This window comes from Mesorhizobium sp. M2A.F.Ca.ET.043.02.1.1 (genome assembly GCF_003952405.1).
Taxonomy (GTDB): Bacteria; Pseudomonadota; Alphaproteobacteria; order Rhizobiales; family Rhizobiaceae; genus Mesorhizobium.
In genome coordinates this window covers 1,268,713-1,295,107 of record NZ_CP034445.1, presented here as the reverse complement: position 1 = coordinate 1,295,107, position 26,395 = coordinate 1,268,713, and the positions used below count along the sequence as shown (strand labels likewise).

The window sequence follows — 26,395 nt, the reverse complement described above, 5'->3', positions numbered from 1 at the left end:
AACGGCATCATGTCGGTACGCATGCCCACAAACTTTGGACGGTCAGGCGCGCAGGAAAGCGCGCTCGACCTGCTCGGCCACGAAATCCTTGCCGAAAAGGCCGCAGCGCTCGGCCGCGCCGGCCAGCGCGTGGAGGAAATCCTTGCCAGATTGCGCCAGAGTGGGGAGGGCGAGCACCGCAACCGGCTGCTCAAGGAAGCGACCGCGGCCGTGCACGCCTATTTCATCCAGCGCGAGCTTTGCGGTCTGCGCAAGCACGATGCCGTGATCCGCGAATACGACATCCCACGGGCGGTTTTGGTCAGGCTCGGCGCCAGCTAGGCGCTCTTTGGTTGACCACAATCTTTCCCGAAAACCGGTTCCCACTTTTTGCTACGCCGACCTGCGGTTCGGTATTATGGTCTATTCCAGCCATTCCGTGATGAAGTGGCCGTTCTCGTGGATGTCGGTGCTTTCGAGCGGACCGGGGCCGAGATTGGTGAATTTGTGCGGCGTGTCGGGGGGCACGATCAGGATCTGGCCGGCGGTGGCCTTGATTTCCTGGTCGCCGATGGTGAAAAGTCCGGTGCCGGAACGGATCACGAAGATCTCCGCATAGGGATGCTTGTGCAGGCGCGGGCCGGCGCCGATCTTCTCCTGATAGTTGAAGATCAGGCAGGAGTTGGCGCCGAACTGACCGCATTGCAGCTCGCCCTTCCAGCGGTCGGGGGATTCGGCCCAGCTGTCGCGTTCAATGACATGCGCCATGGCGACAGAATAGACCGGGCCAGGAGCTGATGTCGAGGCGAACACCGCCCCGATTTCATCCCAGATTTCCCGCTGTTTGAAGCCGTCCGGCGGCCTGGCGGGAACGTGCCGGTCACGGCTGCCGCGCATCCCCGCGACAATCTGCCCTTGTGGCCTCACCCCGCTGGACAAAAACGGGCCGCACGCATAAACCGAAAATCCAAATGCCGGAGGAATTCGCTAGCCTGTTCGCCATGCGCTGTCGGGCAGGTGCGATTGAGCGGGGACAAGGCTCGGCCTCCGGTTAGGAAGAGGCGAAAGGATCAGGCACCCGTGAGCGCAACCGACATCCACGATCCCAACCGTCGCGATTTTCTCTACGTAGCCACCGGCATGGCCGCCGTTGTCGGCGCGGGAGCCGTCGCGTGGCCGTTCATCGACCAGATGCGCCCGGACGCCTCGACACTGGCTCTCGCTTCGGTCGAGGTCGACGTCTCCTCGCTGCAGCCTGGCAGCTCGCTGATCGTCAAATGGCGCGGCAAGCCGGTGGTGGTGCGCAACCGCACCGAAAAGGAAATGAAGGACGGCGAGGCCGTCAACCTCGCCGATCTCAAGGACCCGATCGCGCGCAACGCCAACCTGCCGTCCGACGCGCCGGCGACCGACGCCAACCGCACCACGCCCGGCAAGGAAGCCTGGATGGTGATGGTGCAGGTCTGCACCCATCTCGGCTGCATTCCGCTCGGCCAGGAAGGCGATTTCGGCGGCTGGTTCTGCCCGTGCCATGGTTCGCAATACGACACCGCCGGCCGCATCCGCAAAGGCCCGGCGCCGGAGAACATGGCGATCCCGGTATTCAAGTTCATTTCCGATACCAAGATCCTTATCGGTTGAGGCAGGGGATATTTCGATGAGCGAGGGACACTCGACCTATACGCCCAAGACCGGTATCGAGCGCTGGTTCGATGCGCGCATGCCGCTGCCGCGGCTGATCTATGACAGCTTCGTCGCCTATCCGGTGCCGCGCAACCTCAACTACATGTGGACGTTCGGCGGCATCCTGTCGATCATGCTGGTCTCGCAGATCCTGACCGGCATCGTGCTGGCGATGCACTACACGTCCGACACCAATCTCGCCTTCGATTCGGTCGAGAAGATCATGCGCGACGTGAATTCGGGGTGGCTCCTGCGCTATCTCCATTCCAACGGCGCCTCGTTCTTCTTCGTCGCCGTCTACATCCACATCTTCCGCGGCCTGTTCTACGGCTCCTACAAGGCGCCGCGCGAGCTGCTGTGGATTCTCGGCTGCATCATCTACCTTCTGATGATGGCCACCGGCTTCATGGGCTATGTGCTGCCCTGGGGGCAGATGAGCTTCTGGGGCGCCACCGTCATCACCGGCTTCTTCAGCGCCATTCCGCTGGTCGGCAACTGGATCCAGCAGTTGCTGCTCGGCGGCTTCGCGGTCGACGATCCGACGCTGAACCGCTTCTTCGCGCTGCATTACCTGTTGCCGTTCATGATCGCCGGCGTCGTCGTGCTGCATATCTGGGCGCTGCATGTCGTTGGCCAGTCGAACCCGACCGGCATCGAGGTCAAGTCGAAGACCGACACCGTCGCCTTCACGCCCTACGCGACCATCAAGGACGCGTTCGGCATGATCGTGTTCCTGTTCTTCTTCGCCTATTTCGTCTTCTACCTGCCGAATTTTCTCGGCCACCCGGACAACTACACGGTCGCCAATCCGCTGAAGACGCCGGCCCATATCGTTCCGGAATGGTACTTCCTGCCGTTCTACGCGATCCTGCGCGCCATCACCTTCAACATCGGCCCGATCAACTCCAAGCTCGGCGGCGTGCTGTGCATGTTCGGCGCCATCGCCATGCTGTTCCTGGTTCCATGGCTCGACACCTCCAAGGTGCGCTCGGCGGTCTACCGTCCGTGGTACAAGCTGTTCTTCTGGCTGTTCGTCGCCGACGCCATCCTGCTTGGATGGCTGGGCTCGCAGCCGGCGGAAGGCGCTTACGTGTTCATGGCGCAGATGGCGACGCTGTTCTATTTCGCCTTCTTCCTGATCGTCATGCCGGTGCTTGGCCTGATCGAGACGCCGCGCAGGCTGCCGAACTCGATCACCGAAGCGGTGCTGGAAAAGAACAAGGGCGGCAGCGGACATCCGGCAGGCGCGACCGCCGCGCCGGAAACCAAAGGCTGAGGATCTGAGGGGATTTTGGGTATGAAGAAGATTCTCACCTCGCTGGCGCTGCTCGGCCTGGTGGTCGCGGGCACCGCGGCCATCGCCGCAGAAGAGGAACACAACGCGGCGGCCCCGACGCATTTCCCGATCAACGAGCCGAAGGAAATGAGCTGGAGCTTCGCCGGCCCGTTCGGCACCTACGACAAGGCGCAGCTGCAGCGCGGCCTCAAGGTCTATAAGGAAGTCTGCTCGGCCTGCCATTCGATGAACCTGGTGGCCTTCCGCACGCTGGAGGGGCTCGGCTATTCGGAAGCGCAGATCAAGACGCTGGCCGCCGGATACACCATCCATGACGGCCCGAACGATGCCGGCGACATGTTCGACCGTCCCGGCAAGCCGTCGGACCACTTCCCGGCGCCGTTCCCGAACGAGCAGGCTGCGGCTTCCGCCAATGGCGGCGCCGCCCCGCCGGACATGTCGCTGCTCGCCAAGGCGCGCGGCGTCGAGCGCGGCTTCCCGCGCTTCATCTTCGACATCTTCACCCAGTATGCGCAGGGCGGCCCGGATTACATCCACTCGCTGCTCACAGGCTACGACCAGACGCCTCCGGCCGGCATGGTGATCCCGGAAGGCACGCATTACAACCCGTACTTCCTGTCCGGCGTGTCCCTGAAGATGCCGAAGCCGCTCTCGGACGGCCAGGTGACCTATGACGACGGCTCGCCGCAGACTGTCGACCAGTATGCCCGTGACGTCTCGGCGTTCCTGATGTTTGCCGCCGAGCCGCATCTCGAGGACCGCAAGAAGACCGGCTTCCGCGTCATGGTCTTCCTGCTGCTCTTCGGCGCGCTGGTCTACATGACCAAGCGCAGGGTGTGGGCAGACGTCGCGCACTGAGCCGGCCGGCTTCCAGAAAAATGCTCGGGCGCCGAAAGGCGCCCTTTTCTTTTCGGCCGCTTGCCGGCAAAACTGTGCGGCAACGGATCAACCGCTTATGAAATCCTCCCTCGAAGACACGCTGCTTGCGGCCATCCGCACCATTCCGGATTACCCCAAGCCTGGCATCTTGTTTCGCGACATCGCCACGCTGCTTGGCGATGCCCGCGCCTTCCGCCGCGCCATCGACGAACTGGTGCATCCCTATGCCGGGCTGAAGATCGACAAGATCGCCGGCATCGAGGCGCGCGGCTTTATCCTGGGCGGCGCCGTGGCGCACCAGCTTTCCGCCGGCTTCGTGCCGATCCGGAAGAAGGGCAAGCTGCCTTACGAGACGGTGCGCGTCGCCTACAGCCTCGAATACGGCCTGGACGAGATGGAGATGCATAAGGACGGCGTGTCGCCCGGCGAGAAGGTGATCGTGGTCGACGACCTGATCGCCACCGGGGGCACCGCGGAAGCAGCGGTCAGGCTGCTCAGGCAGATCGGCGCCGACATCGTCGCGGCCTGTTTCGTCATCGACCTGCCGGACCTCGGCGGCCGCAAGAAGCTGGAAGCGCTCGGCGTGCCGGTCAGGACGCTGATCGGGTTCGAGGGGCATTGAGGCGCCTCTTCCTTCTCCCCTTGCGGGAGAAGGTGGATCGGCGCGTAGCGCCGAGACGGATGAGGGGTGTTCCAGCGGAGTGAGACGTTGGCTTTCCCTGGAGCACCCCTCATCCGTCGCCTTCGGCGACACCTTCTCCCACAAGGGGAGAAGGAAGAGGCGCTACTCCACCTTCACCAGCACGGCGCTGTCGAATTCGATGACCTTGTCGCCGGTCGAATCGAACCCTTCCGAGCGCAACGTGAGCAGGTTCCAGCCGGGGCGTCGGGCGAGCGGGCGGTGCGCCAGCGCGGTGCGCGTGAAGGTCACGGTCTCGCCCGCATAGACCGGCTTCAGCCATTTCAGATTACGGAAGCCGGGCGAGGGGCCGAATTCGGGCTGCGGGCCGGGGCCGGTCCAGCGCACGCCCTCGGTCTCCATGCGCTTTTCGAGATTGTATTTCATCCAGGTGGCGGCGGTGTGCCAGCCTGAGGCGCAGAGCCCGCCGAGCACGCTCTTCTTCGCCGCCTCTTCATCGACATGGAAGATCTGCGGATCGTATTTCCTGGCGAATGCCTTGATCTCGTCGGCCTCGAATTTGTGCGAGCCGAGCGTGACGGTCTGGCCGATCAGGAAGTATTCGTCCAAAGTCATGATAGGCCTCGTGCGGCATCACGCGCGAGGAACATGCCGGTGTTCTCCAGCTCGAAGACACTCTCGCCGCGCTGGTTGACCAGTTCGCTGCGCATGGTGATCAAGCCGAGTTGGGGCCGCGATTTGGACTGGCGCTTGGACAGGATCGTGACCGTGCCGCGCAAGGTATCGCCGGCCAGAACCGGCTTCTTCCATTTCACATGCTCGATGCCGGGCGACCCTTGAGAGGTCGAATCGAGCAGGAAGGCGTCGCACAGCATGCGCATGAACATCGCGCAGGTGTGCCAGCCCGAAGCCGAAAGGCCGCCGAGGATGCTCGCCTTGCCGGCTTCCTCGGCGAGATGCATCGGCTGGGCATCGAATTCCGAGGCGAATTCGATGATCTCGGCAGCGCTTACAGTCTTGCTGCCGAGGTCGAGCGAGGAGCCCTCGACGAAATCCTCATAGGCCCAGGTCTTTCCGGTCATGCTGGCAATCCGGTTGACGAATGCGTGATCCCCAAATCGGCATTCCCGGATGAAGGTCCAAGGCAATTTGGTCAAGTGATTTCTGGTAAGCCAGCCGTCGCTGGCCGACACTGTCAGAGCCAGCCGCGGCGGCGGAAGTACCAGAAGGGCAGGATGGCCGAGACCACCATCAGGCCGATGGCGAAGGGATAGCCGAACTCCCATTTGAGCTCGGGGATGATGTCGAAATTCATGCCGTAGATCGAGGCGACCAGCGTCGGCGGCAGGAAGATGACCGCGGCGACCGAGAAGATCTTGATGATGGCGTTCTGCTCGATCGAGATCATGCCGAGCGTGGCGTCGAGCAGGAAGGAGATCTTCTGCGACAGGAAGGTGGCATGGTCGGCGAGCGACAGCACGTCGCGCGACAGCGTCTTGATACGGGCGCGCACATCCTTGCTCATCTTGGTCTGGCCCGCGACATGGGCAAGAAAGCCGGCGAGGCGCTGCAGCGAGATCAGGCTGTCGCGGACCGAGGAGGCGAGGTCCTCCTTGCGGCCGATGCCTTTCAGGAGCTCCTGGAAATCGCGGTTGCGCTTCGAAGCCTTGGTCGAGCGCGCCTGGAAAATGTCGCGCGAAATCGCCTCGACCTCCCGGCCGGCGCGCTCGAGGATGTCGGCCAGGCGATCGACGATCGCCTCGAGAAGGCCGATCAGGATGGTGTCGCCGCTGGTGCAGCCGGTCGCCACCTTTTCGGCGCGCAGCGGGAAGGTCTTGAAGGCCTTGGGTTCGTGGTAGCGGATGGTGATCAGCCGATTGCCGGCAAGCGCGAAGGTCACCGGCGACATCAAAGGATCGTCGGCCTCGGTCTGTGCCGGCAGCACGGCGGTCATGAAGTAGCCGCCGTCCTCGACATAGAGGCGGCTCGATATCTCGATCTCCTCCATCTCCTCACGGGTCGGGATGGCTATGCCCAGCCAGCTCTCGATGCGCGCCTCTTCCTCCTTGGTCGGGTTGAAGAGGTCAGCCCAGACGACCCTGTCGCCATCCGCCGCGAGATCCTCGGTGAGACGCAGGCGGTCATTGTCCACGACGAAGGCCTTTATCATCGCCGGGTCTCCGGAAGGATCAGGTGTTGAACTTGAACAGCATGATGTCGCCGTCCTGGACGACATACTCCTTGCCTTCGTCGCGCGCCTTGCCGGCTTCCTTGGCGGCCACTTCACCGCCCAGCGTGACGAAGTCGTTGTAGGAGATGGTCTGGGCGCGGATGAAGCCGCGCTCGAAGTCGGTATGGATGACGCCGGCCGCCTGCGGCGCCTTATCGCCCTTGTGGATCGTCCAGGCGCGCGTCTCCTTCGGCCCGACGGTGAAGTAGGTGATCAGATGCAAGAGCTCGTAGCCGGCGCGGATCACCTTGTTGAGGCCCGGCTCGTCGAGGCCGATCGAGGCTAGGAACTCCATTTCCTCCTCGTCGGAAAGCTGGGCGACCTCCGCCTCGATCGCCGCCGAGATCACCACCGTGCCGGCACCCTGGGCTGCCGCCATCTTCTCCACCGCCCTGGTGTGCTCGTTGCCGGTGGCGGCGTCCGCCTCGGCGACGTTGCAGACATAGAGAACGGGATGCGAGGTGAGCAGGTTCAGCCCCTGCAGGATGCGCAGATCCTCCGCCGCGATGCCGTTGAGCAGGAAGCGCGTCGGCTTGCCGGCCTGCAGCAGTTCGAGCGACGCCTCCATCATCGGCAGGACGGCCATGGCTTCCTTGTCCTTGCCGGCGGCGCGCTTGCGGACCTGGGCGATGCGGCGCTCGAGGCTTTCGAGGTCGGCAAGCATCAGCTCGGTCTCGACCGTCTCGGCGTCGGCGACCGGATCGATGCGACCCTCGACATGGGTGATGTCGTCATCCTCGAAGCAGCGCAGCACATGCACGATCGCGTCGACCTCGCGGATATTGGCAAGGAACTGGTTGCCCAGCCCTTCGCCCTTGGAGGCGCCGCGCACCAGACCAGCGATGTCGACGAAGGAGATGCGGGTCGGGATGATCTCCTTCGACTTGCCGATCGCCGCGATCTTCTGCAGGCGGGGATCCGGCACCGCCACCTCGCCGGTGTTCGGCTCGATGGTGCAGAAAGGATAGTTGGCGGCCTGCGCGGCGGCCGTCCTGGTCAACGCATTGAACAGCGTCGACTTGCCGACGTTGGGCAAGCCAACGATGCCACATTTGAAACCCATGTTCGTCCAGTCCTGTCGGAATTCGATTTTGCTGAGGGCTATGGGCGATAGCGGTGACGAACGTCAAGCCCCAGGCGCCCGTTCGTTCGGCGCTCACTCCTTGCCGAACAGCTTCTTCAGCATGGCGGCCATCGGGCCGCTCTCGGGAAGCTTTGCCGCCGGCTGCTGCGGGCGCGCCTGGCGAACATGGCTTTGCTGCTTCGGCGGTTTGGGCGGCGGGCGGTCGTCATCGCCGGTCGGCACGAGTTTTTCACGCAAGGCGAGCGTGACGCGGTTCATGAAGGAATTGTCGTCGCCCTTGGCGAGCAGAGCCGCATCGTCGGCGATTGCGTCCAGCAGGACATCCAGCCATTCGCGATCGGCCTTGGCGAAATCGCCGAGCACATGGCCGTGCACCATCTCCTTGACGCCGGGGTGGCCGACGCCGATGCGCACCCGGCGATAGGCATTGCCGACATGCTGATCGAGCGAGCGGATGCCGTTATGGCCGCCGGAGCCGCCGCCCACCTTGACCCTGAGCTTGCCGGCGGCAAGGTCGATCTCGTCGTAGAAGACGGTGAGCGCGGACGGCTCGAGCTTGTAGAAGCGCAGCGCTTCGCCCACCGACTGTCCGGAAAGGTTCATGAAGGTCTGCGGCTTGATCAGCAGCACCTTCTCGCCGCCGAGCGTGCCTTCCGAAATCAGGCCCTGGAATTTTCGCGACCAGGGCGAAAAGGAATGGCGGCGGGCAATCGCGTCCGCCGCCATGAAGCCGACATTGTGCCGGTTGTTTTCGTATTTCGCGCCCGGATTGCCGAGGCCTGCAAAGACAAGCATCGCCGCCTCCGGATGCAGAAATAGGTTACTTCTCTTCGGCCGCCGGGGCCGCCGTCTCGGTCGCCGCCACTTCGGTGGTGGCTTCCGTCTCCGGCTTCATGGCCGACGAGCCGGCAATGGTCGCGATGGTGAAGTCGCGATCGGAGATGACCGGCTTGACGCCGGCCGGCAGCTTGACCGCCGAGATGTGGATCGAGTCGCCGATGTCGGTGCCGGTGAGATCGACGGTGATGAATTCCGGGATCGCGTTGGCCGGGCAGTGGAACTCGACTTCGTGGCGAACGATGTTGAGCACGCCGCCGCGCTTGATGCCGGGCGACTTGTCCTCATTGATGAAGTGGACGGGCACGTCGACATTGACCTCGGTGTCCTTGCCGATGCGCAGGAAGTCGACATGGACAGGGAAATCCTTGACCGGGTCGAGCTGGAAATCCTTCGGCAGGACCTGAATCTTCTTGCCGTCGACATCGATTGTGGCGACCGTGGTCAGGAACCCGCCGCCATGGATCTTGTAGAAGATGTCCTTATAGTTCAGCGCAATCGCCAGGGGAGGCTGCTTGTCGCCGTAGATAACTGCAGGCACTTTACCGTTGCGGCGAACTGCACGGGCGGACCCCTTACCGACCTGTTCGCGCGCTTCGGCCTTGAGCTCGTAAGCATCGTGGCTCATGGCATTTCCTTTCGCGTGTTATGGAGCGCTTGCGGCAAGCACGAGGCCAACCGTAAACGTCGAAAGCCGTCGCGGCCTTGCACGATCCGTCCGATGCGTTTGGCGATCCAAATGCGTTGGAATCATGCGAGGCCTGGCCGGCCTTCCTCCGCGTTGCCTCCAAGGGTGTCTACGCGGGTGGCGGCTCTATAGCGGAAGGCGGACGATGGCGCAAGATCAACGGCGGTAGGCCTCGGCGCTGCTCGCCAGGGCTTCAAACGATGCTCGTGCCGGCATCGGCCGGCTTTACCGAGGCTGAAGGACATTCGTAGAATTGGAGAAGGACGCCGTATTGGCGATTTCCCCAGCCGTGCCCAAAGGCCTGTCGGCATCAGCGCTATTTGGCGAGGAAGTCCAGGATCAGCTTGACGGTCGCGTCGGGATTTTCCTCCATGATCCAGTGGCCGGAGCCGGGCACGATGCCGGCCGCCACATTGCTGGCGACGAAACGCAGATCGTCGGCCTGCGCCGCGCCGAAAGACTTCTCCGCACCGACGGCCAGAACCGGCATGGCGACCTTGCCGCCCTTGGCGAGGAATTCCCTGTTGTCCGTGGCGTCCTGGCTGAAGGCGGCGAACTGCTCGAACGCATCGTGCATGGCGTGGGGACGCGCATAAAGCGCGGCATAATGCGCGCGGGTGGCCTCGTCGATCTTCTTGGGATCGCCGGACAACTCGTTCCAGAAGCGGTCGAGATAGATGCGTTCGCGCCCGGCGACCAGACGCTCCATGTCGGGACCGCGGAAATTGAAGTGCCACAACAGCGGCAGGCGGATGATGTTGTCCCAGTCGCCGATGCCGGGCAGCGGCGCGTCGATGACGACCCAGCGGGTGATGCGGTCGCGATACTGTGCGACGAGGGCGTAACCCACCATGTTACCGATGTCGTGTGTACGAGATCCGCCTTGTCGATCTTCAGATGGTCGAGGATGCCGGCGATATCGAGGGCCTGGTTCTTCTTGGTGTAACCGGTGTCGGGATGCGCCGACAGCCCCATGCCGCGCAGATCGGGCACGATCACGGTGTGATCTTTCATCAGCTTCGCCGCGACAGGCGCCCACATGTCGCCGCTGTCGCCAAAGCCGTGCAGCATGATGACGGCCGGGCCTTGTCCGCCGACGCGGACATGAAGGCTGGTGCCGTTGGTCTCGATCGTCTGTGTCTTGAAGCCGTGAGGGAACGGGACAATCTTCGCCGAAACCGGCAAAGCGGAAAGGAGCAGGCCCAACGCGGCCACGACCATCCTGTACATGCCAATCTCCCGGAACTGGCCGAATTGCTAAAATCTGACGTCGATTGAACGAAGCAGACCTTTTGTCGTGCCGCAAGCGCCCGCGACGGGAATTTTTTCATCCAGCGGGCGAGATCGGTCTCGGCGACATGAGATGTGTGAATGTAGGATCGGGCGGGTTTCAATCGTCCTGGGGCAGACACCCGAAAACGCGTGGGGACGCAAATGAAACTCCTGTTCAGCCGCAATCCAAATCCTCGCCTCGCTGTCGCCACGGCGCGCCATCTCAAGGCAGAGATCGCGTTCGAATACGCATCGCCCACGGCGCCGGGGCAGGCCGAGCACTACCGGGCGCTCAACCCTAATCTGACCTTGCCGATCCTGGTCGGTCCGGGCTGGAGCCTTTGGGAGGCCGATGCCATCGCCTGCCGGCTGTCCCGCGACGTTCGCTCCGATTTCTGGCGTAGCGGGAACGACGAGCCGGACATGATCCGCTGGCTAAGCTGGGGCAAGGAACGGTTCGCCTTCGCGTGCGACATGGTGCATTTCGAGCGCGGGACCAAGCAGCGCTATGGGATCGGTCCCATCGATCAGGCGCTGGTCGAGGAGGGGTTGAGGCAATTCCATAGCGCCGCGGCGATCCTGGAGCCCGAGCTTTCCGGACGCGACTGGCTGGTCGGCAATTCCATCTCCTATGCCGATTTCCGCATGGCGACATTCCTGCCCTTCAACGACGCCGCCCGATTGCCGCTCGACGACTATCCGGCGACACGCCGCTGGTACGGCCGGCTGGAGGCGATCGACGCCTGGCGCGACCCGTTCCAGGGGTTGGAGGCACCGCCGCTGGCGCCGGTGAAGATCGAGGCGTGACCCAGCTTTTGCGCGATTCCGGACGCTAGGCGTCGTCTGCCTGGCCGCCATTCAGCGCGTCGCGCAGCGCCTGGATTTGCCGGTTCAAGGCATCGAGCTCGGCCAACGTCATGCCCGAGCGCTCGATCAGGGTCTCGTTCAGGCAATTGCACTGGACGAGCAGGGCTCGTCCGCTAGGCGTCAGGTCGACCTGCACCTGGCGCTCGTCGGCCTGGCTGCGCTGGCGAGTGACGAGGCCGGCCTGTTCCATTCGCTTCACCAGAGGCGTGATGGTGCTCGATTCCAAAGCGAGCCGGTGTGCGATGCCGCCCACCGACATGCCGTCAGCCTCGCCCAGCGCATTGAGCACGAGATATTGCGGATAGGTGATGCCCATTTCGTCCAGCATCGGTTTGTAGGTACGATTGATTGTCATGCTGGTCGCGTAAAGCGTGAAACAGAGCTGATTGTCCAAGGGAAGAGGCACGGCACGATCCTTTTGCCGACTGAGCAACGATTATGTACCACGGAAAATGTTATCGTGATACATATTTCTATGGACAAGCCGGCTCGATGGCGGTACGCATATCGTTATCGTGATATTATTTATTGCGGTAATTACAAAGGAGATGGAGATGACTGAAGCTTCGCAGACCAAGATCGGCAGTGGCACGATCACCACCAAGGACGGCACGCAGATCTTCTACAAGGACTGGGGGACCGGCCAACCGATCGTCTTCCACCATGGCTGGCCACTGAGCAGCGATGACTGGGACGCCCAAATGCTGTTCTTCCTGTCGAAGGGCTACCGCGTCATCGCGCATGACCGGCGTGGACACGGCCGTTCGACCCAGACGGACACCGGCAACGAGATGGACACCTATGCCGCCGATGTAGCGGCGCTCGTGGCGCATCTCGATCTTAAGAACGCGATTCATGTCGGTCATTCGACCGGCGGCGGCGAGGTGGCGCGCTACGTCGCCCAATATGGCGGCGGTGGTCGTGTCGCCAAGGCCGTGCTGATTGGGGCGGTGCCGCCGATCATGCTGAAGAGCGACGCCAATCCAGGCGGCCTGCCGATCGAGGTGTTCGATGGCTTCCGTTCCGCCCAGGCAGCCAACCGCGCCCAGTTCTTCCGCGATGTGCCGGCCGGGCCGTTCTATGGCTTCAACCGTCCGGGCGCGGTGGTCTCGCAAGGCGTTGTCGACAATTGGTGGCGCCAGGGCATGATGGGCGGTACCAAGGCGCATTACGATTGCATCAAGGCCTTCTCGGAAACCGACTTCACCGAGGATTTGAAGAAGATCGACGTGCCAGTGCTGGTCATGCATGGCGACGACGATCAGATCGTCCCGATCGCGGACTCCGCTCTGCTTTCGGTCAAGCTGCTCAAGAAGGGCGAGCTCAAGGTCTACAAGGGCTTCCCGCACGGCATGGCGACGACCCATGCGGATGTCATCAACGCCGACCTGCTGGCCTTCTTCAAGGCTTGAAGCAGGTTGCCAAACACGAAGCACCCGCCAGGCGGCGGGTGCTTCGATCTTCGGAGGCCGTTCGGAGTACCCGGGCAATCAGGCCCTTCGCGCTTCCTTCATATTGGGCAGGAACACCGTCAGCAGACCGAGGAAGGGCAGATACGAGCAGACCTGGAAGACGAAATCGATGCCCTTCACGTCGGCGATGACGCCGAGCACCGCGGCGGCGATGCCGCCTATGCCGAAGGCGAAGCCGAAGAAGATGCCGGCGATCGTGCCGACGCGGCCCGGAACCAGCTCCTGCGCGAACACCACGATGTTGGAGAAGGCCGACGACAGGATCAGGCCGATCAGCACGGTGAGCACCATCGTCCATTCCAGATTGGCGTAGGGCAGCGCCAGCGTGAAGGGCAGCACGCCGACGATCGAGAACCAGATCATCGCCTTCTGGCCATAACGGTCGCCGAACGGACCGCCAAGCAGGATGCCCAGCGCCGATGCGCCGAGGAACAGGAAAAGCATGACCTGGCTCGTCTGCACCGAGACGCCGAACTTGTGGATGGAATAGAAGGTGTAGTAGCTGGACAGCGAGGCGATATAGGCGTTCTTGGTCAGCACCAGCAGCGTCAATACGGCGAGCGCGCCCATTACCTTCTTGCGCGGAAAGGGCGACACATGGGCGACCTGCTTGCGGGTGGCCTGCGAGGCGCGCATGCGGCTGTACCAGCCGCCGACCTGCCACAGCACGAAGATGCCGATCAGCGAGCCGATGGCGAACCAGGAGATGCTGGTCTGGCCGAAGGGCACGACGATGAAGGCGGCAAGCAGCGGACCCATCGACTGGCCGAAATTGCCGCCGACCTGGAACAGCGACTGCGCAAGGCCGAAGCGGCCGCCCGAGGCGAAGCGCGCGATGCGCGAGGATTCCGGATGGAAGATCGCCGAGCCGATGCCTATCAGTGAGGCGCCGACCAGAAGCAGCACATAGTGACCGGCATAGGCCAGCACGATCAGGCCGACCAGCGACGAAGCCATGCCCCAAGGCAAGGAATAAGGCATTGGCCGCTTGTCGGTGATCATGCCGATCACCGGTTGCAGCAGCGAGGCCGTGACCTGGAAGGTGAAGGTCAGAAGGCCGATCTGCCAGAAATCGAGACCGTAGTTCTCTTTGAGGAGCGGATAGATCGCCGGCAGCAGTGACTGCATGATGTCATTGATGCCGTGGCAGAAGCTCACCGAAAGGATGACGGCAAAGACCGTCGCTTGCGCCGAGGCGCTGCTTGCCGTCGCCGGCGTGGCGACGGATGTGGCGGTCGTATCAGTCAAGGCAATGCTCCGTAGTCTTTTTGGCGGTGAACCGCAGCAGTCTCATGGGATAGGACGCTTGCCTTATAATCGGCTTGAATGGCGACTTCTTTCGTGGTTTGGTCCAATAGTTTCGCAAGTGGGCCACATCCAATGCCGCATGGCCGGGAAATCTTCAGGGGCGACGCCGCCGAGCTGGGCCGGCTGCATGAAAGCCGCTGGCAGTGGCTGGAGGAGGCCGTCGGGCCGGCGGTGGCGCTGCCGACCGAATATCCGGACGGCTATCACGTGCCGCAACACCGCCACAGCCGCAGCCAGCTTTTGCATGCTCTGGTGGGGGTGGTGTTGGTGACGACGAAGCACGGGCGCTGGATGGTGCCGCCCGACCATGCGATGTGGATACCGGCCGGCACCGAGCATTCGGTCGAGATGCTGGGCGACGTCTCGATGCGCTCGGTCTATGTGATGCCTGATGCCATTGCCGGTCTGCCGGAGGGATTGCGCGTCGTCGGCATCACCGAGTTGATGCACAGCCTGATCGTTGAATCGGAGAAACTGCCGCAAGGCGGCGAGCTCGAAGGGCGGGCAGCGCTGGTCATGGGACTGCTGCTGCACGAAATCCCGAACCTGCCGGAACGCCCGCTTGGGTTGCCTTTCCCGTCCGATCCGAAGCTCGCGGCGCTTTGCAGGCGCTTCGTGGCGGCTCCTTCGCCGCACGCCACGATCGACGAGTGGGCGGATGCCGCAGGCATGAGCCGGCGCACTTTCACCCGCGCTTTCCAGCGCCAGACCGGGCTGTCGCTTTCGACCTGGCGCCAGCAGGCCTGCCTGTTCGCCGCGCTGCCAAGGCTCGCCGATGGCGAGCCGATCACCAGGGTGGCGCTCGATCTCGGCTATGACAGCGTGCCGGCCTTCACCACCATGTTCAAGCGCATGCTCGGCGCTTCGCCGCGCGGCTATATGCGCGGCGCGCGCGATGCCGGTGAAAACCCGCGCCGCACAGGCGGCCCGCTTGCTGCGTGAAACCGAGCCGCGGCATCGGGTCGAGGCATCGCATCTCCGGGTTCCATCCGGACTTCCGGTTGCAAGTTGCAATCAGATATGGTTCTTTGCGGGGGCGCGAAATCGGAGGAACGCTATGGCGACGATCGTCTATGCCATGCTGACATCGCTCGATGGCTATATCGCCGGCCCGAGCGGAGACATCGAACTGCCGGTCCCCGAAGAGGAACTTCATCAGCATTTCAACGACGAGATGCGGCGGACGTCGATCGCGCTCTGCGGACGCCGGATGTATGAGACAATGCGCTTCTGGGACAGCCCGGAGCGTGAGATCGCCGCCGAGGAGGTGGAGCGGGATTTTGCCCACGCCTGGCGTGAAACGCCGAAGATCGTGTTTTCGACCACGCTTCAGGAAGTCGGGCCAAATGCCCGTCTGGTGAAGGAGCATGCCGAGGCGGTGGCAAGGTCGCTCAAGGCGGACACGGACGGCGAGATTTCCGTTTCCGGCGCCGAGCTTGCTGGGCACCTTGCACGCGCGGGCCTGATCGACGAATACCGGCTCTATATGCATCCAATCGTGCTCGGCGGCGGCAAGCCGTATTTCCAGTCCGGCCTGTCGCTGGCGTTGAAGCCGCTCGGCACGGAGCGCCTTGCACAAGGCGTGACGCTGCTGCGTTACGCGCCCATCGAAATCGACTAGAGCGATTCCAGGAAAAGTGTGAGCGGTTTTCCGTCCGGAATTGCGCAAAAACAAAGAGATAGAGCGGTTCGCCGTTTCCGTGAAACGGTGAAACGCTCTAGTCGAACAGGCTCGAGACCGACTCTTCCGTCGCCGTGCGTGAGATCGCCTCGCCCATCAGGTCAGCGATCGAGATGACGCGGATGTTCGGTGCGTCGAGCACGCCCTGCGTCGGCTGGATGGAATCGGTGATCACCAGCTCCTGCAGCTTCGAGCCGGCGATACGGGCGACGGCGCCGCCCGACAGCACGCCATGGGTGATGTAGGCGGTGACGGACGTCGCGCCGTTGGCGAGCAGCGCGTCGGCCGCGTTGCAAAGCGTGCCGCCGGAATCGACGATATCGTCGATCAGCAGGCAATCCTTGCCGGCGACCGCGCCGATGATGTTCATGACTTCCGATTCACCGGGGCGCTCGCGGCGCTTGTCGACGATGGCCAGCTGCGCGTCGAAACGCTTGGCCAGCGCGCGCGCCCGCACCACGCCGCCGATGTCGGGCGACACGACCACGACATTGCCGAGCTGCTTGTACTTGGCCTTCACGTCGCGGGCCATCACCGGCACCGAGAACAGATTGTCGGTCGGAATGTCGAAGAAGCCCTGGATCTGGCCGGCATGCAGGTCGAGCGTCAGCACGCGGTCGGCGCCGGCGCGGGTGATCATGTTGGCGACCAGCTTGGCCGAGATCGGCGTGCGGCCGGAGGCGCGGCGGTCCTGCCTTGCATAGCCGAAATAGGGGATGACCGCCGTGATGCGTCGCGCCGAGGAGCGCATGAAAGCGTCCATCATGATGAGCAGTTCCATCAGATGGTCGTTGGTCGGATAAGAGGTGGACTGCAGGATGAAGACATCCTCGCCGCGCACGTTTTCCTGGATCTCGACGAAGATTTCCTGGTCGGCGAAGCGCCTGACGCTGGCCTTCCCTAGCGGGACGTTGAGATAGCGAGCGACCGCTTCGGCCAGCACCCGGTTGGAATTGCCCGCGAAAAGCTTCATGCACCGTTCCTGGTGAAGGATGGAGAGACCCGAGAGACTCTCAACGAGCCTTTTAAGCGGGCTTTTAGCGGCCCGCGCCGGTATTGCAAGCCTCGTTATCGGGAATCCCTTCGGCGACTGCAACAAACAAGCAAAACATCGCAAGCCGGCAACAGTTTGGCCGGCAACAGTTCGGCCGGCTACCGTACGGTCAACCGGCGCCGCCGCTGCCGAGCCACGCGGCGAACTGGTCGATCGTCTGGTCGGCGATGGCCTGCATGGTCGCGGGTGCCACCGCGGGCCAGCCCTCGCCGCTGCCGACCGTGGGCGCTTTCTGCTGGCCGTTGATGCGATGCAGGCGGTTCCCCGAGGGGTCGTAAATGTCCCAGACATAGATGACGGTGGTGTCCTTGCCCTCGGACATCGTCGAGAAATAGCCTTTCAGCACATGCGTCGCCGTCTGGTCGGTGCTGCCGACAAGCGTCAAGCCGCGTTGCTTGGCGCGGGTCTGCAGTTCCGCCGTCAACGGTGCCGCCACGTCCACCGATGCGCCGACGATCGGCGCCACCTGCAACCGTGTCTTGGCCAGGGCAGCGGTCTGGGCCGATGTCCTGGGTGACGCTGTGATGGAAGGCGCGGGAGAAGGGGCAGGCGCGGTCGTGGTCGGGGTTGTGGCCGTCGTCGATGTGCCCTGCGGGGCGGCCGAGGACTGGGCCGAGCTCGCCGGCGGAGTGATGGCCGAAGGTTCGAGCACGTCCTTGGCGTTGGTGCAGGCGCCGAGCGCCAGCGCTGCAAGCAATGACACGGTCGTCATCCGCGATCGTCTCATTTGCTTGAAAACTCCCTAGTGGCGAACGCCCCCGCGTGAACCAACCATTATGGATTCACTGCACGATCAAGTCGAGATCATGGCGCGACAGCGGCTTCGGCGCCGATTCCGTGGTGAGGTAGGTGCGGCCGAGCGTCATGGCCGTCTCGGTCTCGGAGTCCATGATGATCATATGCGCGAATAGCGTCATATTGGGCGCGATCGGCTCCGGATTGCCTTGGTAGAACATCGGCATGTCCATCCAGGATGGCGTGAAGCGGGCGCCGACCGAGTAGCCGCAGGCGTTCAGCCGGTGCTTGGTCAGATTGTGCGCTTCGAGCGTGCGGGCATGCGCGTCGAAGACATCGCCGAAGGTGTTGCCCGGCGTCATCGCCTTTTCGACCGCGAGCAGCGCGGCTCGGGAAGCGTCGAACAATTCCTGATGGCGCTTCGACACCTTGCCCGTCAAAATGGTGCGCATCATTGGGGCATGATAGTGGTGGAACACGCCGGCCCATTCAAGCGTCAGCTGGTCGTTCTTGGTAAGCTTGCGGCGGCCGGCCTTGTAGCGGCAGAGCAGGGCATCGGCGCCTGAGCCGATGATGTATTCGTTGGCCGGATAGTCGCCGCCGCCGGCAAAGACAGCGCCCTGCATGGCGGCGAGGATCAGCCCTTCGTCACCACCCTGCTTGATCAGCGGCAGGGCGGCATCGAGCGCGTCGTCGGAAAGATTGGCGGCCTTTTCCGCCTTGGCGATCTCGGCCGGGCTCTTGAACAGGCGCAGCCGGCCGACGATGCCGGAGGCATCGGCGATCTGGCCGAAGGTCTGCAACTGCTCGTCTAGGCGGCGGCCGTTATAGGCGGTCAGGCCATGGGTGTCGTATTCGACGCCGATGCGGGCGCCGAGCAGATCGAGGTCGTTGAGCAGGTTGCGCAGGTCGATTGCCGGGTTGGCGCCCTGACGATCGGTCCAAAGCACGATGTTCTCGATGGTCGAGGTATGGCGCGCTTGCCTCAGATCAGCCGAGCGGGTGAGCAGCACCATCGAGCCGTCGGCCTTCACCACCAGGCACTGGAAGAAGCAGAAGCCGAACGTGTCGTAGCCGGTCAGCCAGTACATGCTCTCCTGCGCGAACAGGAGCACGGCGTCGAGCTTCTTTTCGGCCATCTCGATCAGCAGCCGGTCACGCCGCGCGTCGAATTCCGAACGTTCGAAATGCAGCGCCATTACTCTTTCTCCAGAACGATTGCCGAAACCTGGCGCCCGTAATCCGCTTCCTTGCGGTGTGTGGTGCGCCGGTAGGAATAGAAAAGGTCTTCTTCCGCGTAGGTGCAGCGGCCAAGCCCCTCGGCGGTCACGCCGGCCTTGCGCAGCCGGTCGACCGTATATTGGTTGAGGTCGAACATCGAGTGGCCGACAGTCCTGGATGGGCTGAAATAGCGTTCATTGCCGGCGTCGGCCTCGACGAAGCGGGCGACAAATTCCGGCCCGACCTCGTAATTGTCGGGCCCGATCGAGGGGCCAAGCACGGCGACGATGCGGTCGCGGCGGGCGCCGAGGCCTTCCATCGCCGCGACGGTGTTCTCGAGCACGCCGGTGAAGGCGCCCTTCCAGCCGGCATGGGCGGCGCCGATGACGCGCGCCTCGTCATCGGCAAACAACACCGGCCCGCAATCGGCGGTCGATGCGCCGATGGCGATGCCCGGACGATCGGTGACGATGGCGTCGGCTTTCGGGCGAGGGCCGGCGAAGGGTTCCCTGGCGACAACGACATCCGGCGAGTGGATCTGGTGCGCGGTCAGCAGATGGTCCGCGGGCACACCCATCCAATCGGCGACGCGCCGCCGGTTCTCGGCGACCAATGTCTGGTCGTCGCTGGAGCCCGTGCCGATGTTGAGGCCCCGATAGATGCCGTCGGAGACGCCGCCGATGCGGGTGAAGTAGCCGTGGCGCATGCCTTGCGCCTTTTCAAGCAGCGGCGAGCGTACTGGATCGGGTCTGGTCTGATTCAGCATGGTTGGGTTTGTCGTCCGTGCAAGGCGGGTTCGTCAAGGCGAAGTTCGGAGACGAGCGGGCCAGCCACCGAGGCCGCGCGCCGATCTCAGCCGCCTTTCGCCTTCGGCAGGACCTTCATCACCTTGAACAACTCGCCCATGGCGTCGGGGCCGGCCAGGCGTTCGACCGCGTCCGATATGACCTGACGTGTTTCGGCATCGGCATCGGCGCCGAGCGTTCCGGCACGTTCGAGCAGGCCCATGCCGAGCAGGAATTCGCCCTGGGTCGACAATTGAACATCGTGACCGTGCGCCCGCGCGATGTCGGCAAGTGCGGCGAAATCGACATGGGCGGTGAGGTCGGCTTCGCCTGGATCGGCCAGAACGTCCTCGCGCTTGTGACGGCGCAGCGCCTGGAAAGTGTCGCCGATCCCCTGCTGCAGATGGCCGTAGTCGATGAAGAGGCCGGCGCCGCCCTGGCTGGCTATGCGTTCGGCGATCTGCGCCATCAGCGCCGAACGGGCAGGCGCCACTTCGACGATGGCGCCTTGCGGCGCATTGGCGGCGCCAGGGGGCAGCAGCGCCGGGTCGACGGATCCCGCGCCGGCGAAGAAGTGCAGCTCATCGGCGCCATCGAGGCCGACCACGCGCTCGCGCCAGCCCGTGCCGACATAGACGAACTGCCGGATCGGCACCGCGTCGAACAATTCGTTGCCGACGATGAAGAGCGGCTGCGGCGGCAGCGTGTCGATGGTCTGGTACCAGGCAAGCGCCGCGTTTTGACCGGCAAGAGTCTGCCTCTGTATCTCAGCCAGGCGCGGGCTGGTCTCGACCATGGCAAAGGAGGCTCTGGCCACCAGCGCCGGGTCGAGACGCGACCAAGTGCGCAGCATGTCCTTCATCAGCGTGCCGCGGCCGGGGCCGATCTCGGCAAAGGTCGCGGGCAGGGGCCGGCCGGCGCCCTGCCAGGCCTGGTAGAGCCAGACGGCGACGAGCTCGCCGAACATCTGGCTGATCTCAGGCGCAGTGATGAAGTCGCCGACGGCGCCGAAGGGCTCGCGCGTCGTGTAATATCCCTCCTCGGGATCGAACAGGCAGAGCGCCATATATTCGCTGACCGGGATCGGCCCCGCCGCGCCGATCAGGCCTTTGATGCGTTCCTTCAGCCGGGTCATGCCGCCCGCGGCTGTGGCGTCGGCTTTGCCGTGACCATGGCCCAGATGCCGGCGAGAACCATCGGCGTGGACAGGATCATGCCCATGGTCAGCCAGCTGGTGCCGAGCAGATAGCCGAGCTGCTGGTCGGGCTCGCGGAAGAACTCGACGAAGATGCGCGACAGGCCGTAGCCGCAGATGAAGGCGCCGCCAACGAAGCGCGGCGTCTTCAGTTTCAGGCGCGAATGGGTAAGGAAGCGCAGCACCAGGAACAGCACCAGGCCCTCGAGCAAGGCCTCGTAGAGCTGGCTTGGGTGGCGGGTGAACGGGCCGCCATTGGGGAATTCGATCGCCCAGGGCACGTTTGACGGCCGGCCCCAAAGCTCCGAATTGATGAAGTTGGCGACACGCACAAGACCGAGCCCGACAGGCACGCCTGCCGACACCACATCGAACAATGTCCAGGTCGGAATGCGGCGCTTGAGCGAAAACAGCGTCATGGCGAGGATGACGCCGAGCAGGCCGCCATGGAAGGACATGCCGCCCTGCCAGACGGCGAAGATGTCGAGCGGATGCGCGATATAGCGCGGCAGGTCGTAGAACAGTACATAGCCGGTGCGCCCGCCGAGCACGACGCCGATCGCCGCCCAGACGATGAAATCGTCAAGGTCCTCGGGCTTCATCGGCAGGTGGCCGTCCGGCCAGAGGTGGGCGTTGGTGACCAGCCGTTTGGCATACCACCAGGCAAAGAGGATGCCGACGATGTAGCCGACGCCATACCAGTGCACAGCCAGCGGCCCGATTTTGACGATGACCGGGTCGATGTCGGGGAAGGGCAGGGAGGCCAGCGGCAGCAGGAAATATTCGCTCAACAGGGTCTCCAGGGCGCGGTCATGTTCGGGCGCGGACCATGCGGCAGGGTTTTGGCGGGGTCAAGGCAACGGCAGCGCGGCAAATCTGACTTTGGGACGCAGCTAATCGCCGTTACGTGGCGGCTTTGGCTTTTGGCCTTGGGCCAATTCCCTGTATTTGGCTTCCAAGCGGTCAAACACCTCTTCGGCAGGCATTGTCCGCTTTGCTTCGACGTCGCTGATGCCCTTGGCGAGCGCTGCGTCTAGTGCGGCAATGCGCTTTTCCGAACCCCCAGTGTTGGGCATCTCACGCTCCCGTTCGACACATCCTATCAGATAATAACGACAACGACGGACACGGTGAGATCAAATCGTAACCAGGTGAGCACGCCGCAATGCGCTTGCATTCCACGCCGCGCGCCACTACGTCAAAACGACAAAGCGAGGATCTGCCATGGCGACCGGACCGAACCGCATTCTCGACGAATTCGCAAAGATCATGACCGACGCCGCGGGTGCCGCGCAGGGCGTTCGGCGCGAAGTGGAGACGGCGTTCCGGGCGCAGGCCGAGCGCATGCTGAATTCCATGGATGTGGTGCAGCGCGAAGAATTCGAGGCGGTGCGCGAGATGGCGGTCAAGGCGCGGGAAGACAACATCCAACTGGCGACGCGCCTCGAGGCGCTCGAGGCCAGGCTCGCCGATCTGACCGGACAGGCCGCACCTGCGGGTGCCGCGAAGCCCCGCGCAAAAAAATAATCGTTAAACTTTTCCACATAGCGCGATCCGAAAAATCGCTTTGCCGTGAATCGCTTACCGGCATTGCATGAATCTTTGTGACAGCCACCTTTCCACATGCGGATGACCCGGTGCGAAAAATTGGGCTGTTCACGCGACTCCCGATCAATAGACTGAATTTGTTGCATGATTCGAAGCAGGGTCATGCGCCGGGCGGTGGGGTCCGGTTGGGTCTTTGCGTTGGAAAGTCCTGACCGTCCGAGTTCTAGACAAGATTGTTCGTCGTGTGTGCCCCGCGGAGCGTGTGGCGCTCCCCTGAACACAGGAAGCATTCATGGAACTCCTCGAACTCGAATTCTCCCGCGAAATCCACCCGGTGGACGTCATCGAGCAGGTGGCCCACAACAATGACTGGTCCTTCGAGCGCGCCGGCGACGACGAGATTTCGATTTCGGTGGCCGGCAGTTGGACCGACTATCATGTCTCCTTTTCCTGGATGGAGGATTTCGAGGCGCTGCACCTGGCCTGCGCTTTCGACATCAAGGTGCCGGAGACGCGCGCGCTGGAAGTGATGCGGCTGTTGTCGCTGATCAACGAGCAGATGCTGTTCGGGCATTTCGACCTCTGGGAGCAGGAAGGTGCGATCATGTTCAGGCAGTCGCTGCTGCTTGCCGGCGGGGTCGAGCCGTCGAGCCAGCAGGTCGAGGTGCTTCTATCGTCGGCGCTCGAAGCTTGCGAATGCTATTTCCAGGCCTTCCAGTTCGTCGTCTGGTCGGGTACATCGGCCAAGGACGCGCTCTCCAGCGTGCTCTTCGAGACCCATGGAAACGCCTGAACCAAGCCGATATCGCCGATGAGTTCCAGCAGCGAGCGCAAGCCCGAGATCAGCTTTGCCGATTTCGACCGTGTCGATATCCGTGCCGGCACGATCGTCGAGGCCGAGCCGTTTCCGGAAGCGCGCAAGCCGGCAATCAAGCTGAAGATCGATTTCGGCCCGGCGATCGGGGTGAAGAAGTCGTCGGCGCAGATCACCAAATACTACGCGCCGGAGACGCTTATAGGCCGGCAGGTCTTCGCGGTGGTCAATTTCCCGCCGCGCCAGATCGGTCCGTTCATGTCGGAGGTCCTCACGCTCGGCTTTCCCGATGAAGAGGGCGCGGTGGTGCTCGGCGCCATCGAGCGCAAGGTGCCGGACGGCGGGCGCCTATTCTAGGACGAGCCTAGGGCGACCCGGAGCCACCCTGTCCTGATCGGCGCGCTTGCTTGACATGCCCAGTGCTTCCTCGACTACGTCCAGGAACATCTCGGCGCAGGCCTTCCAGCTGTAGCGCATGGCGCGCTGGCGTGCTTCGGCGCGATCGACGTCAAGCGCCTTCATCGCCGCCTCGCCCAGGTCGTTCGACACGGCTCCGCCGACGCCATCGCCGACAATGTCGATCGGTCCGGTCACCGGATAGGCGGCCACCGGCGTTCCGCTGGCCAGCGCCTCGATGATGACGTTGCCGAAAGTGTCGGTGCGGCTCGGAAACACGAGCACATCGGCCGAGGCGTAGATCTCGGCCAGCTCGTCGTTCGGGCGATGGCCGAGGAAATGCGCGTCGGGATAGCGCGCCTTGAGTTTTGCCAGTTCCGGCCCTTCGCCGACGATCACCTTGCTGCCGGGCAGGTCGAGATCGAGGAAGGCGGTCAGGTTCTTTTCGATCGCGACGCGGCCGACGCACAGGAAGACCGGGCGCGGAAATCCGGTTTCCTTGCGCTTGTCGGGCCGGAAATGGTCGGTGTCGACGCCGCGCGTCCAGGGCCTCAGCTTGTTGAAGCCGCGCGCCGCGAGATCGTCGGCCAGCGATTGCGTGGCGACAAGCGTGCCCTGTCCGGAATTGTGGAAGTCGCGCAGCCAGTTGTAAGCCCAGCTTTCCGGCACCGGCAGGCGGGCGCTGAGATATTCGGGAAAGCGCGTGTGGTAGCTGGTGGTGAAGGGGCGGCCGGCCTTGCGGCAATAGCGGCGCGCCATGATGCCGAGCGGACCCTCGGTGACGATGTGGATGTGGTCGGCCTTGGCGGCCTCGATCCGGCGCGCCACATGACCCGGCGTCGTCAACGCGAGCCGGATGTCGGGATAGGTCGGCATCGGCAAGGTGCGAAAGAGGTTCGGCGTCAGGAAGTCGAGCTCGACGTCGAAGGGCTTCAGCGCCTCGGTGAGGCGTTCGAGCGTGTGCACCACGCCATTGACCTGCGGCCGCCAGGCGTCGGTGACCATCAGGATGCGCATGGCGATCCCGCTACGTATGACGGTCCATCGCCGCGATAACTCCTGGACGCGCCGGCGCGGTGCCGGAACGGCAGCCAGGCGGCAGCTCGCGCCTCGCTCCAGCGCACCCGGGCAGGGGCGGGATCGAAGCGGGGCGGCAGAGCCGAATCAACAAGAGTCGCGCGCTTCATGCGCGCTCTTCACCATGATTTCATGACGGGCGGATGAAGCTGCTTTTTGATTGAGCATGATCTTGTCCGAAACGAAGGTCGGTTCGGGATCATGCTCTGGCTAGGCGGGCACCTTGATGACGGCGCGCAGGCCGCCGAGCGGACTGTCCTCGAGGCTGATGTCTCCGCCATGGCTGCGGGCGATGTCGCGGGCGATCGACAGGCCAAGTCCGGTGCCGCTGGCATCCAGGTTGCGCGCCTCGTCCAATCGCAGGAATGGCTTGAACACCTCTTCACGCTTGTCGGGCGCGATACCCGGCCCATTGTCGTCGATGGTGACGGTGAGCGAGCCGCGAGCGTGATCGGCGTGGACCTCGACGGTTTTGGCATAGCGGAAAGCGTTTCCGATGACGTTCGAAAGCAAACGGGCAAAGGCGTTCGGCCGCACATGCACGGCCGGATCGCCGGCCAGCGTCGTCGTGAGCTGGCAGCGACGCAATTGCGCTTCCTCGCCGAGCTTCTGGAAATAGGCGTTGAGGTCGAAGCGTCCGGTGTCCTCCGCGGACTCGCCACGGGCAAAGGCGAGATAGCCTTCCAGCATCGACTGCATGTCGTCGATGTCCTGGTTCAGCGCGGCCTTGGTCTCCGCTTTGCCGCCGGCCAGGGCCAGCTGCAGCTTGAAGCGGGTGAGGATGGTCCTGAGGTCGTGGCTGACGCCGGTCAGCATGGCGGTGCGCTGCTCGATCTGGCGCTCGATACGCTCACGCATCTGGATGAAGGCGAAGCCGGCGCGGCGAACCTCCTCGGCGCCGCGCGGGCGGAAATCGCGCGGCATCGGCCGGCCCTTGCCGAAACTCTCGGCGGCCTCGGCGAGCGTCAGGATCGGCCTGATCTGATTGCGCAGGAAGGGAATGGCAATCATCAGCAGAACCAGCGAGGTGCCGACCATCCAGATCAGGAAGATATGCGTATTCGAGGCATAAGCCTGGCTGCGCCGCACGAAGACGCGCAGCACTTTGCCTTCGAGCTGGACGCGGACCTCGACGACGTTCGAGTTGCCGACCGTGTCGATCCAGAACGGACGGTTGATCTGTCTCGTGATCTCCGACGACAGCGCCTCGTCGAGGATCGAGAAGAACGGCTTCGGGCCGGGCGGCGGCAACGGATCTGGCGGCAGCAGATCCACTTTCAACTGCATGCGGTCCTGGGCGATGCGGATGATGTTGGCGTAGTCAGCGTCGTGCGGATAGGTCTCCATCATGTCGATGACGGCAGCAATGTCCGAGATCGTCGCCTGCGACAGGCGCTGGGTGACCGTCTGCCAATGGCGTTCCATGAAGACGAAGGCGATCACCGACTGCAGCAGGATCATCGGCGCGATGACGATGATCAGCGAGCGGGCGTAGAGCCGCTTCGGCATGTAGAGCGCGATCAAGCGCCAGAACCGGTTCCAGGCGCGCGGCATCGCCCTCAGCGTCCGCAGCGCGAGGTCGCCGGGGCCGCTCCCTTTCGGCTGTTCCAGTTGCGTGGTCGCCATTCGCCTTCCGCTCGTCGATGGCCTGTT

General features: G+C 63.6%; 30 protein-coding genes and 1 pseudogene. 12 read left to right on the top strand and 19 right to left on the bottom strand.

Translation table 11 applies throughout. The annotated features are described in order from the left end of the window. The first annotated feature begins 9 nt into the window (after positions 1-9). On the top strand, positions 10-321 hold the full coding sequence (locus EJ068_RS06170; protein ID WP_127251088.1) for a DUF6665 family protein: 312 nt from the start codon (positions 10-12) through the stop codon (positions 319-321). A gap of 81 nt (positions 322-402) precedes the next feature. Here the strand turns inward: EJ068_RS06170 and EJ068_RS06165 are convergent, their stop codons facing one another. After that, complete coding sequence (locus tag EJ068_RS06165; RefSeq protein WP_127251101.1) at positions 403-747, bottom strand: cupin domain-containing protein; 345 nt, start codon at positions 745-747, stop codon at positions 403-405. Positions 748-1,059: 312 nt separating this feature from the next. On the opposite strand from EJ068_RS06165, the gene petA reads away from it, so the two are divergent. The 4 genes from petA (at position 1,060) to EJ068_RS06145 (ending at position 4,460) form a co-directional block, all read left to right on the top strand. Beyond that, on the top strand, positions 1,060-1,620 hold the full coding sequence (gene petA / locus EJ068_RS06160) for a ubiquinol-cytochrome c reductase iron-sulfur subunit (RefSeq protein WP_042647595.1): 561 nt from the start codon (positions 1,060-1,062) through the stop codon (positions 1,618-1,620). 16 nt (positions 1,621-1,636) lie between these two features. Next, entirely contained in the window at positions 1,637-2,938 is a 1,302-nt protein-coding gene (locus EJ068_RS06155) for a cytochrome b N-terminal domain-containing protein (RefSeq protein WP_127386255.1), read from the top strand. A 21-nt stretch (positions 2,939-2,959) separates the two neighbouring features. Further along, positions 2,960-3,817, top strand: coding sequence for a cytochrome c1 (locus tag EJ068_RS06150; RefSeq protein ID WP_127251087.1), 858 nt, complete (start codon positions 2,960-2,962; stop codon positions 3,815-3,817). Positions 3,818-3,914: 97 nt separating this feature from the next. Then, positions 3,915-4,460 (top strand): adenine phosphoribosyltransferase, encoded by a 546-nt coding sequence (locus EJ068_RS06145; protein WP_127251086.1) that lies wholly within the window; start codon positions 3,915-3,917, stop codon positions 4,458-4,460. A gap of 162 nt (positions 4,461-4,622) precedes the next feature. Here EJ068_RS06145 and EJ068_RS06140 read toward each other — a convergent pair whose 3' ends face one another. From EJ068_RS06140 to EJ068_RS06110, 7 genes and pseudogenes are all read right to left on the bottom strand, one after another. Continuing rightward, the gene (locus tag EJ068_RS06140; protein WP_127251085.1) at positions 4,623-5,093 is read right to left on the bottom strand and encodes a MaoC family dehydratase; all 471 of its coding nucleotides are present in this window, start codon (positions 5,091-5,093) and stop codon (positions 4,623-4,625) included. Further along, entirely contained in the window at positions 5,090-5,560 is a 471-nt protein-coding gene (locus EJ068_RS06135; RefSeq protein WP_126081652.1) for a MaoC family dehydratase, read from the bottom strand. The genes EJ068_RS06140 and EJ068_RS06135 overlap by 4 nt, the downstream gene beginning before the upstream one ends. 113 nt (positions 5,561-5,673) lie before the next feature. Beyond that, positions 5,674-6,648 (bottom strand): magnesium/cobalt transporter CorA, encoded by a 975-nt coding sequence (corA, locus tag EJ068_RS06130; protein ID WP_126081653.1) that lies wholly within the window; start codon positions 6,646-6,648, stop codon positions 5,674-5,676. 19 nt (positions 6,649-6,667) lie between these two features. Then, positions 6,668-7,771, bottom strand: a complete 1,104-nt coding sequence (gene ychF / locus EJ068_RS06125) for a redox-regulated ATPase YchF (protein ID WP_126081654.1) — start codon at positions 7,769-7,771, stop codon at positions 6,668-6,670. 93 nt (positions 7,772-7,864) lie between these two features. Beyond that, entirely contained in the window at positions 7,865-8,587 is a 723-nt protein-coding gene (gene pth, locus EJ068_RS06120) for an aminoacyl-tRNA hydrolase (RefSeq protein ID WP_127251083.1), read from the bottom strand. A gap of 25 nt (positions 8,588-8,612) precedes the next feature. Further along, a complete protein-coding gene (locus tag EJ068_RS06115; RefSeq protein WP_127251082.1) occupies positions 8,613-9,257 on the bottom strand; it encodes a 50S ribosomal protein L25/general stress protein Ctc in 645 nt (214 codons plus the stop codon). Between the two features lie 376 nt (positions 9,258-9,633). Then, positions 9,634-10,547 (bottom strand): annotated as a pseudogene (locus EJ068_RS06110) (alpha/beta hydrolase). 204 nt (positions 10,548-10,751) lie between these two features. On the opposite strand from EJ068_RS06110, the gene EJ068_RS06105 reads away from it, so the two are divergent. Continuing rightward, positions 10,752-11,396, top strand: a complete 645-nt coding sequence (locus tag EJ068_RS06105) for a glutathione S-transferase family protein (RefSeq protein WP_126081657.1) — start codon at positions 10,752-10,754, stop codon at positions 11,394-11,396. A gap of 25 nt (positions 11,397-11,421) precedes the next feature. Here EJ068_RS06105 and EJ068_RS06100 read toward each other — a convergent pair whose 3' ends face one another. Next, positions 11,422-11,862, bottom strand: coding sequence for a MarR family transcriptional regulator (locus EJ068_RS06100; RefSeq protein WP_126081658.1), 441 nt, complete (start codon positions 11,860-11,862; stop codon positions 11,422-11,424). A gap of 148 nt (positions 11,863-12,010) precedes the next feature. Here EJ068_RS06100 and EJ068_RS06095 point away from each other — a divergent pair, with 148 nt between their 5' ends. Next, entirely contained in the window at positions 12,011-12,868 is an 858-nt protein-coding gene (locus EJ068_RS06095; protein ID WP_126081659.1) for an alpha/beta hydrolase, read from the top strand. Positions 12,869-12,946: 78 nt separating this feature from the next. On the opposite strand, the gene EJ068_RS06090 is transcribed toward EJ068_RS06095, so the two are convergent. Next, on the bottom strand, positions 12,947-14,176 hold the full coding sequence (locus EJ068_RS06090; RefSeq protein WP_189342590.1) for an MFS transporter: 1,230 nt from the start codon (positions 14,174-14,176) through the stop codon (positions 12,947-12,949). Positions 14,177-14,308: 132 nt separating this feature from the next. Between EJ068_RS06090 and EJ068_RS06085 the strand changes: the two genes are divergently transcribed. Together EJ068_RS06085 and EJ068_RS06080 are read left to right on the top strand one after the other, a co-directional pair. Beyond that, positions 14,309-15,178: a helix-turn-helix transcriptional regulator gene (locus EJ068_RS06085; RefSeq protein ID WP_128298067.1), complete on the top strand. Its 870-nt coding sequence runs from the start codon at positions 14,309-14,311 to the stop codon at positions 15,176-15,178. Between the two features lie 115 nt (positions 15,179-15,293). After that, on the top strand, positions 15,294-15,857 hold the full coding sequence (locus tag EJ068_RS06080; RefSeq protein WP_127251746.1) for a dihydrofolate reductase family protein: 564 nt from the start codon (positions 15,294-15,296) through the stop codon (positions 15,855-15,857). Positions 15,858-15,954: 97 nt separating this feature from the next. On the opposite strand, the gene EJ068_RS06075 is transcribed toward EJ068_RS06080, so the two are convergent. From EJ068_RS06075 to EJ068_RS06045, 7 genes are all read right to left on the bottom strand, one after another. After that, entirely contained in the window at positions 15,955-16,890 is a 936-nt protein-coding gene (locus tag EJ068_RS06075; protein WP_126081663.1) for a ribose-phosphate pyrophosphokinase, read from the bottom strand. 190 nt (positions 16,891-17,080) lie between these two features. After that, entirely contained in the window at positions 17,081-17,698 is a 618-nt protein-coding gene (locus EJ068_RS06070; protein WP_127251745.1) for a hypothetical protein, read from the bottom strand. Positions 17,699-17,753: 55 nt separating this feature from the next. After that, positions 17,754-18,905: a Xaa-Pro peptidase family protein gene (locus EJ068_RS06065; RefSeq protein ID WP_042647462.1), complete on the bottom strand. Its 1,152-nt coding sequence runs from the start codon at positions 18,903-18,905 to the stop codon at positions 17,754-17,756. Continuing rightward, positions 18,905-19,693, bottom strand: a complete 789-nt coding sequence (gene pgeF, locus EJ068_RS06060) for a peptidoglycan editing factor PgeF (RefSeq protein WP_127251744.1) — start codon at positions 19,691-19,693, stop codon at positions 18,905-18,907. Before pgeF ends, EJ068_RS06065 begins: the two co-directional genes overlap by 1 nt. 86 nt (positions 19,694-19,779) lie before the next feature. Further along, on the bottom strand, positions 19,780-20,847 hold the full coding sequence (locus EJ068_RS06055; RefSeq protein ID WP_127251743.1) for a class I SAM-dependent methyltransferase: 1,068 nt from the start codon (positions 20,845-20,847) through the stop codon (positions 19,780-19,782). Beyond that, complete coding sequence (gene lgt / locus EJ068_RS06050; protein WP_127251742.1) at positions 20,844-21,698, bottom strand: prolipoprotein diacylglyceryl transferase; 855 nt, start codon at positions 21,696-21,698, stop codon at positions 20,844-20,846. Before lgt ends, EJ068_RS06055 begins: the two co-directional genes overlap by 4 nt. A 102-nt stretch (positions 21,699-21,800) precedes the next feature. After that, entirely contained in the window at positions 21,801-21,983 is a 183-nt protein-coding gene (locus EJ068_RS06045) for a hypothetical protein (protein ID WP_127251741.1), read from the bottom strand. Positions 21,984-22,131: 148 nt separating this feature from the next. Here EJ068_RS06045 and EJ068_RS06040 point away from each other — a divergent pair, with 148 nt between their 5' ends. The 3 genes from EJ068_RS06040 to EJ068_RS06030 all read left to right on the top strand — a co-directional run bounded on the left by EJ068_RS06040 (position 22,132) and on the right by EJ068_RS06030 (position 23,626). Further along, positions 22,132-22,434 carry an accessory factor UbiK family protein gene (locus EJ068_RS06040; RefSeq protein WP_127251740.1) on the top strand — a complete coding sequence of 101 codons (303 nt, stop codon included), beginning with the start codon at positions 22,132-22,134 and terminating at the stop codon, positions 22,432-22,434. Between the two features lie 313 nt (positions 22,435-22,747). Then, entirely contained in the window at positions 22,748-23,248 is a 501-nt protein-coding gene (locus tag EJ068_RS06035; protein ID WP_040989643.1) for a YbjN domain-containing protein, read from the top strand. An 18-nt stretch (positions 23,249-23,266) separates the two neighbouring features. Beyond that, positions 23,267-23,626, top strand: a complete 360-nt coding sequence (locus EJ068_RS06030; protein WP_127251739.1) for a tRNA-binding protein — start codon at positions 23,267-23,269, stop codon at positions 23,624-23,626. On the opposite strand, the gene EJ068_RS06025 is transcribed toward EJ068_RS06030, so the two are convergent. After that, positions 23,618-24,682 (bottom strand): glycosyltransferase family 1 protein, encoded by a 1,065-nt coding sequence (locus tag EJ068_RS06025; protein WP_127386217.1) that lies wholly within the window; start codon positions 24,680-24,682, stop codon positions 23,618-23,620. The two genes, EJ068_RS06030 and EJ068_RS06025, sit on opposite strands and share 9 nt — an antisense overlap. A gap of 270 nt (positions 24,683-24,952) precedes the next feature. Next, positions 24,953-26,368, bottom strand: a complete 1,416-nt coding sequence (locus EJ068_RS06020; RefSeq protein ID WP_127251737.1) for an ATP-binding protein — start codon at positions 26,366-26,368, stop codon at positions 24,953-24,955. Positions 26,369-26,395: the final 27 nt, after the last annotated feature.

Coding starts and splice junctions, on each gene's coding strand:
- EJ068_RS06170 (WP_127251088.1), top strand. CDS start 10: ATGTCGGTACGCATGCCCACAAACTTTGGACGGTCAGGCGCGCAGGAA.
- EJ068_RS06070 (WP_127251745.1), bottom strand. CDS start 17,698: ATGAGACGATCGCGGATGACGACCGTGTCATTGCTTGCAGCGCTGGCG.
- EJ068_RS06155 (WP_127386255.1), top strand. CDS start 1,637: ATGAGCGAGGGACACTCGACCTATACGCCCAAGACCGGTATCGAGCGC.
- EJ068_RS06135 (WP_126081652.1), bottom strand. CDS start 5,560: ATGACCGGAAAGACCTGGGCCTATGAGGATTTCGTCGAGGGCTCCTCG.
- EJ068_RS06035 (WP_040989643.1), top strand. CDS start 22,748: ATGGAACTCCTCGAACTCGAATTCTCCCGCGAAATCCACCCGGTGGAC.
- EJ068_RS06150 (WP_127251087.1), top strand. CDS start 2,960: ATGAAGAAGATTCTCACCTCGCTGGCGCTGCTCGGCCTGGTGGTCGCG.
- pgeF (WP_127251744.1), bottom strand. CDS start 19,693: ATGCTGAATCAGACCAGACCCGATCCAGTACGCTCGCCGCTGCTTGAA.
- EJ068_RS06085 (WP_128298067.1), top strand. CDS start 14,309: ATGCCGCATGGCCGGGAAATCTTCAGGGGCGACGCCGCCGAGCTGGGC.
- EJ068_RS06030 (WP_127251739.1), top strand. CDS start 23,267: ATGAGTTCCAGCAGCGAGCGCAAGCCCGAGATCAGCTTTGCCGATTTC.
- EJ068_RS06025 (WP_127386217.1), bottom strand. CDS start 24,682: ATGCGCATCCTGATGGTCACCGACGCCTGGCGGCCGCAGGTCAATGGC.
- pth (WP_127251083.1), bottom strand. CDS start 8,587: ATGCTTGTCTTTGCAGGCCTCGGCAATCCGGGCGCGAAATACGAAAAC.
- EJ068_RS06075 (WP_126081663.1), bottom strand. CDS start 16,890: ATGAAGCTTTTCGCGGGCAATTCCAACCGGGTGCTGGCCGAAGCGGTC.
- EJ068_RS06080 (WP_127251746.1), top strand. CDS start 15,294: ATGGCGACGATCGTCTATGCCATGCTGACATCGCTCGATGGCTATATC.
- EJ068_RS06115 (WP_127251082.1), bottom strand. CDS start 9,257: ATGAGCCACGATGCTTACGAGCTCAAGGCCGAAGCGCGCGAACAGGTC.
- EJ068_RS06095 (WP_126081659.1), top strand. CDS start 12,011: ATGACTGAAGCTTCGCAGACCAAGATCGGCAGTGGCACGATCACCACC.
- ychF (WP_126081654.1), bottom strand. CDS start 7,771: ATGGGTTTCAAATGTGGCATCGTTGGCTTGCCCAACGTCGGCAAGTCG.
- EJ068_RS06065 (WP_042647462.1), bottom strand. CDS start 18,905: ATGGCGCTGCATTTCGAACGTTCGGAATTCGACGCGCGGCGTGACCGG.
- EJ068_RS06020 (WP_127251737.1), bottom strand. CDS start 26,368: ATGGCGACCACGCAACTGGAACAGCCGAAAGGGAGCGGCCCCGGCGAC.
- EJ068_RS06165 (WP_127251101.1), bottom strand. CDS start 747: ATGGCGCATGTCATTGAACGCGACAGCTGGGCCGAATCCCCCGACCGC.
- EJ068_RS06140 (WP_127251085.1), bottom strand. CDS start 5,093: ATGACTTTGGACGAATACTTCCTGATCGGCCAGACCGTCACGCTCGGC.
- EJ068_RS06045 (WP_127251741.1), bottom strand. CDS start 21,983: ATGCCCAACACTGGGGGTTCGGAAAAGCGCATTGCCGCACTAGACGCA.
- EJ068_RS06145 (WP_127251086.1), top strand. CDS start 3,915: ATGAAATCCTCCCTCGAAGACACGCTGCTTGCGGCCATCCGCACCATT.
- EJ068_RS06040 (WP_127251740.1), top strand. CDS start 22,132: ATGGCGACCGGACCGAACCGCATTCTCGACGAATTCGCAAAGATCATG.
- EJ068_RS06055 (WP_127251743.1), bottom strand. CDS start 20,847: ATGACCCGGCTGAAGGAACGCATCAAAGGCCTGATCGGCGCGGCGGGG.
- corA (WP_126081653.1), bottom strand. CDS start 6,648: ATGATAAAGGCCTTCGTCGTGGACAATGACCGCCTGCGTCTCACCGAG.
- EJ068_RS06105 (WP_126081657.1), top strand. CDS start 10,752: ATGAAACTCCTGTTCAGCCGCAATCCAAATCCTCGCCTCGCTGTCGCC.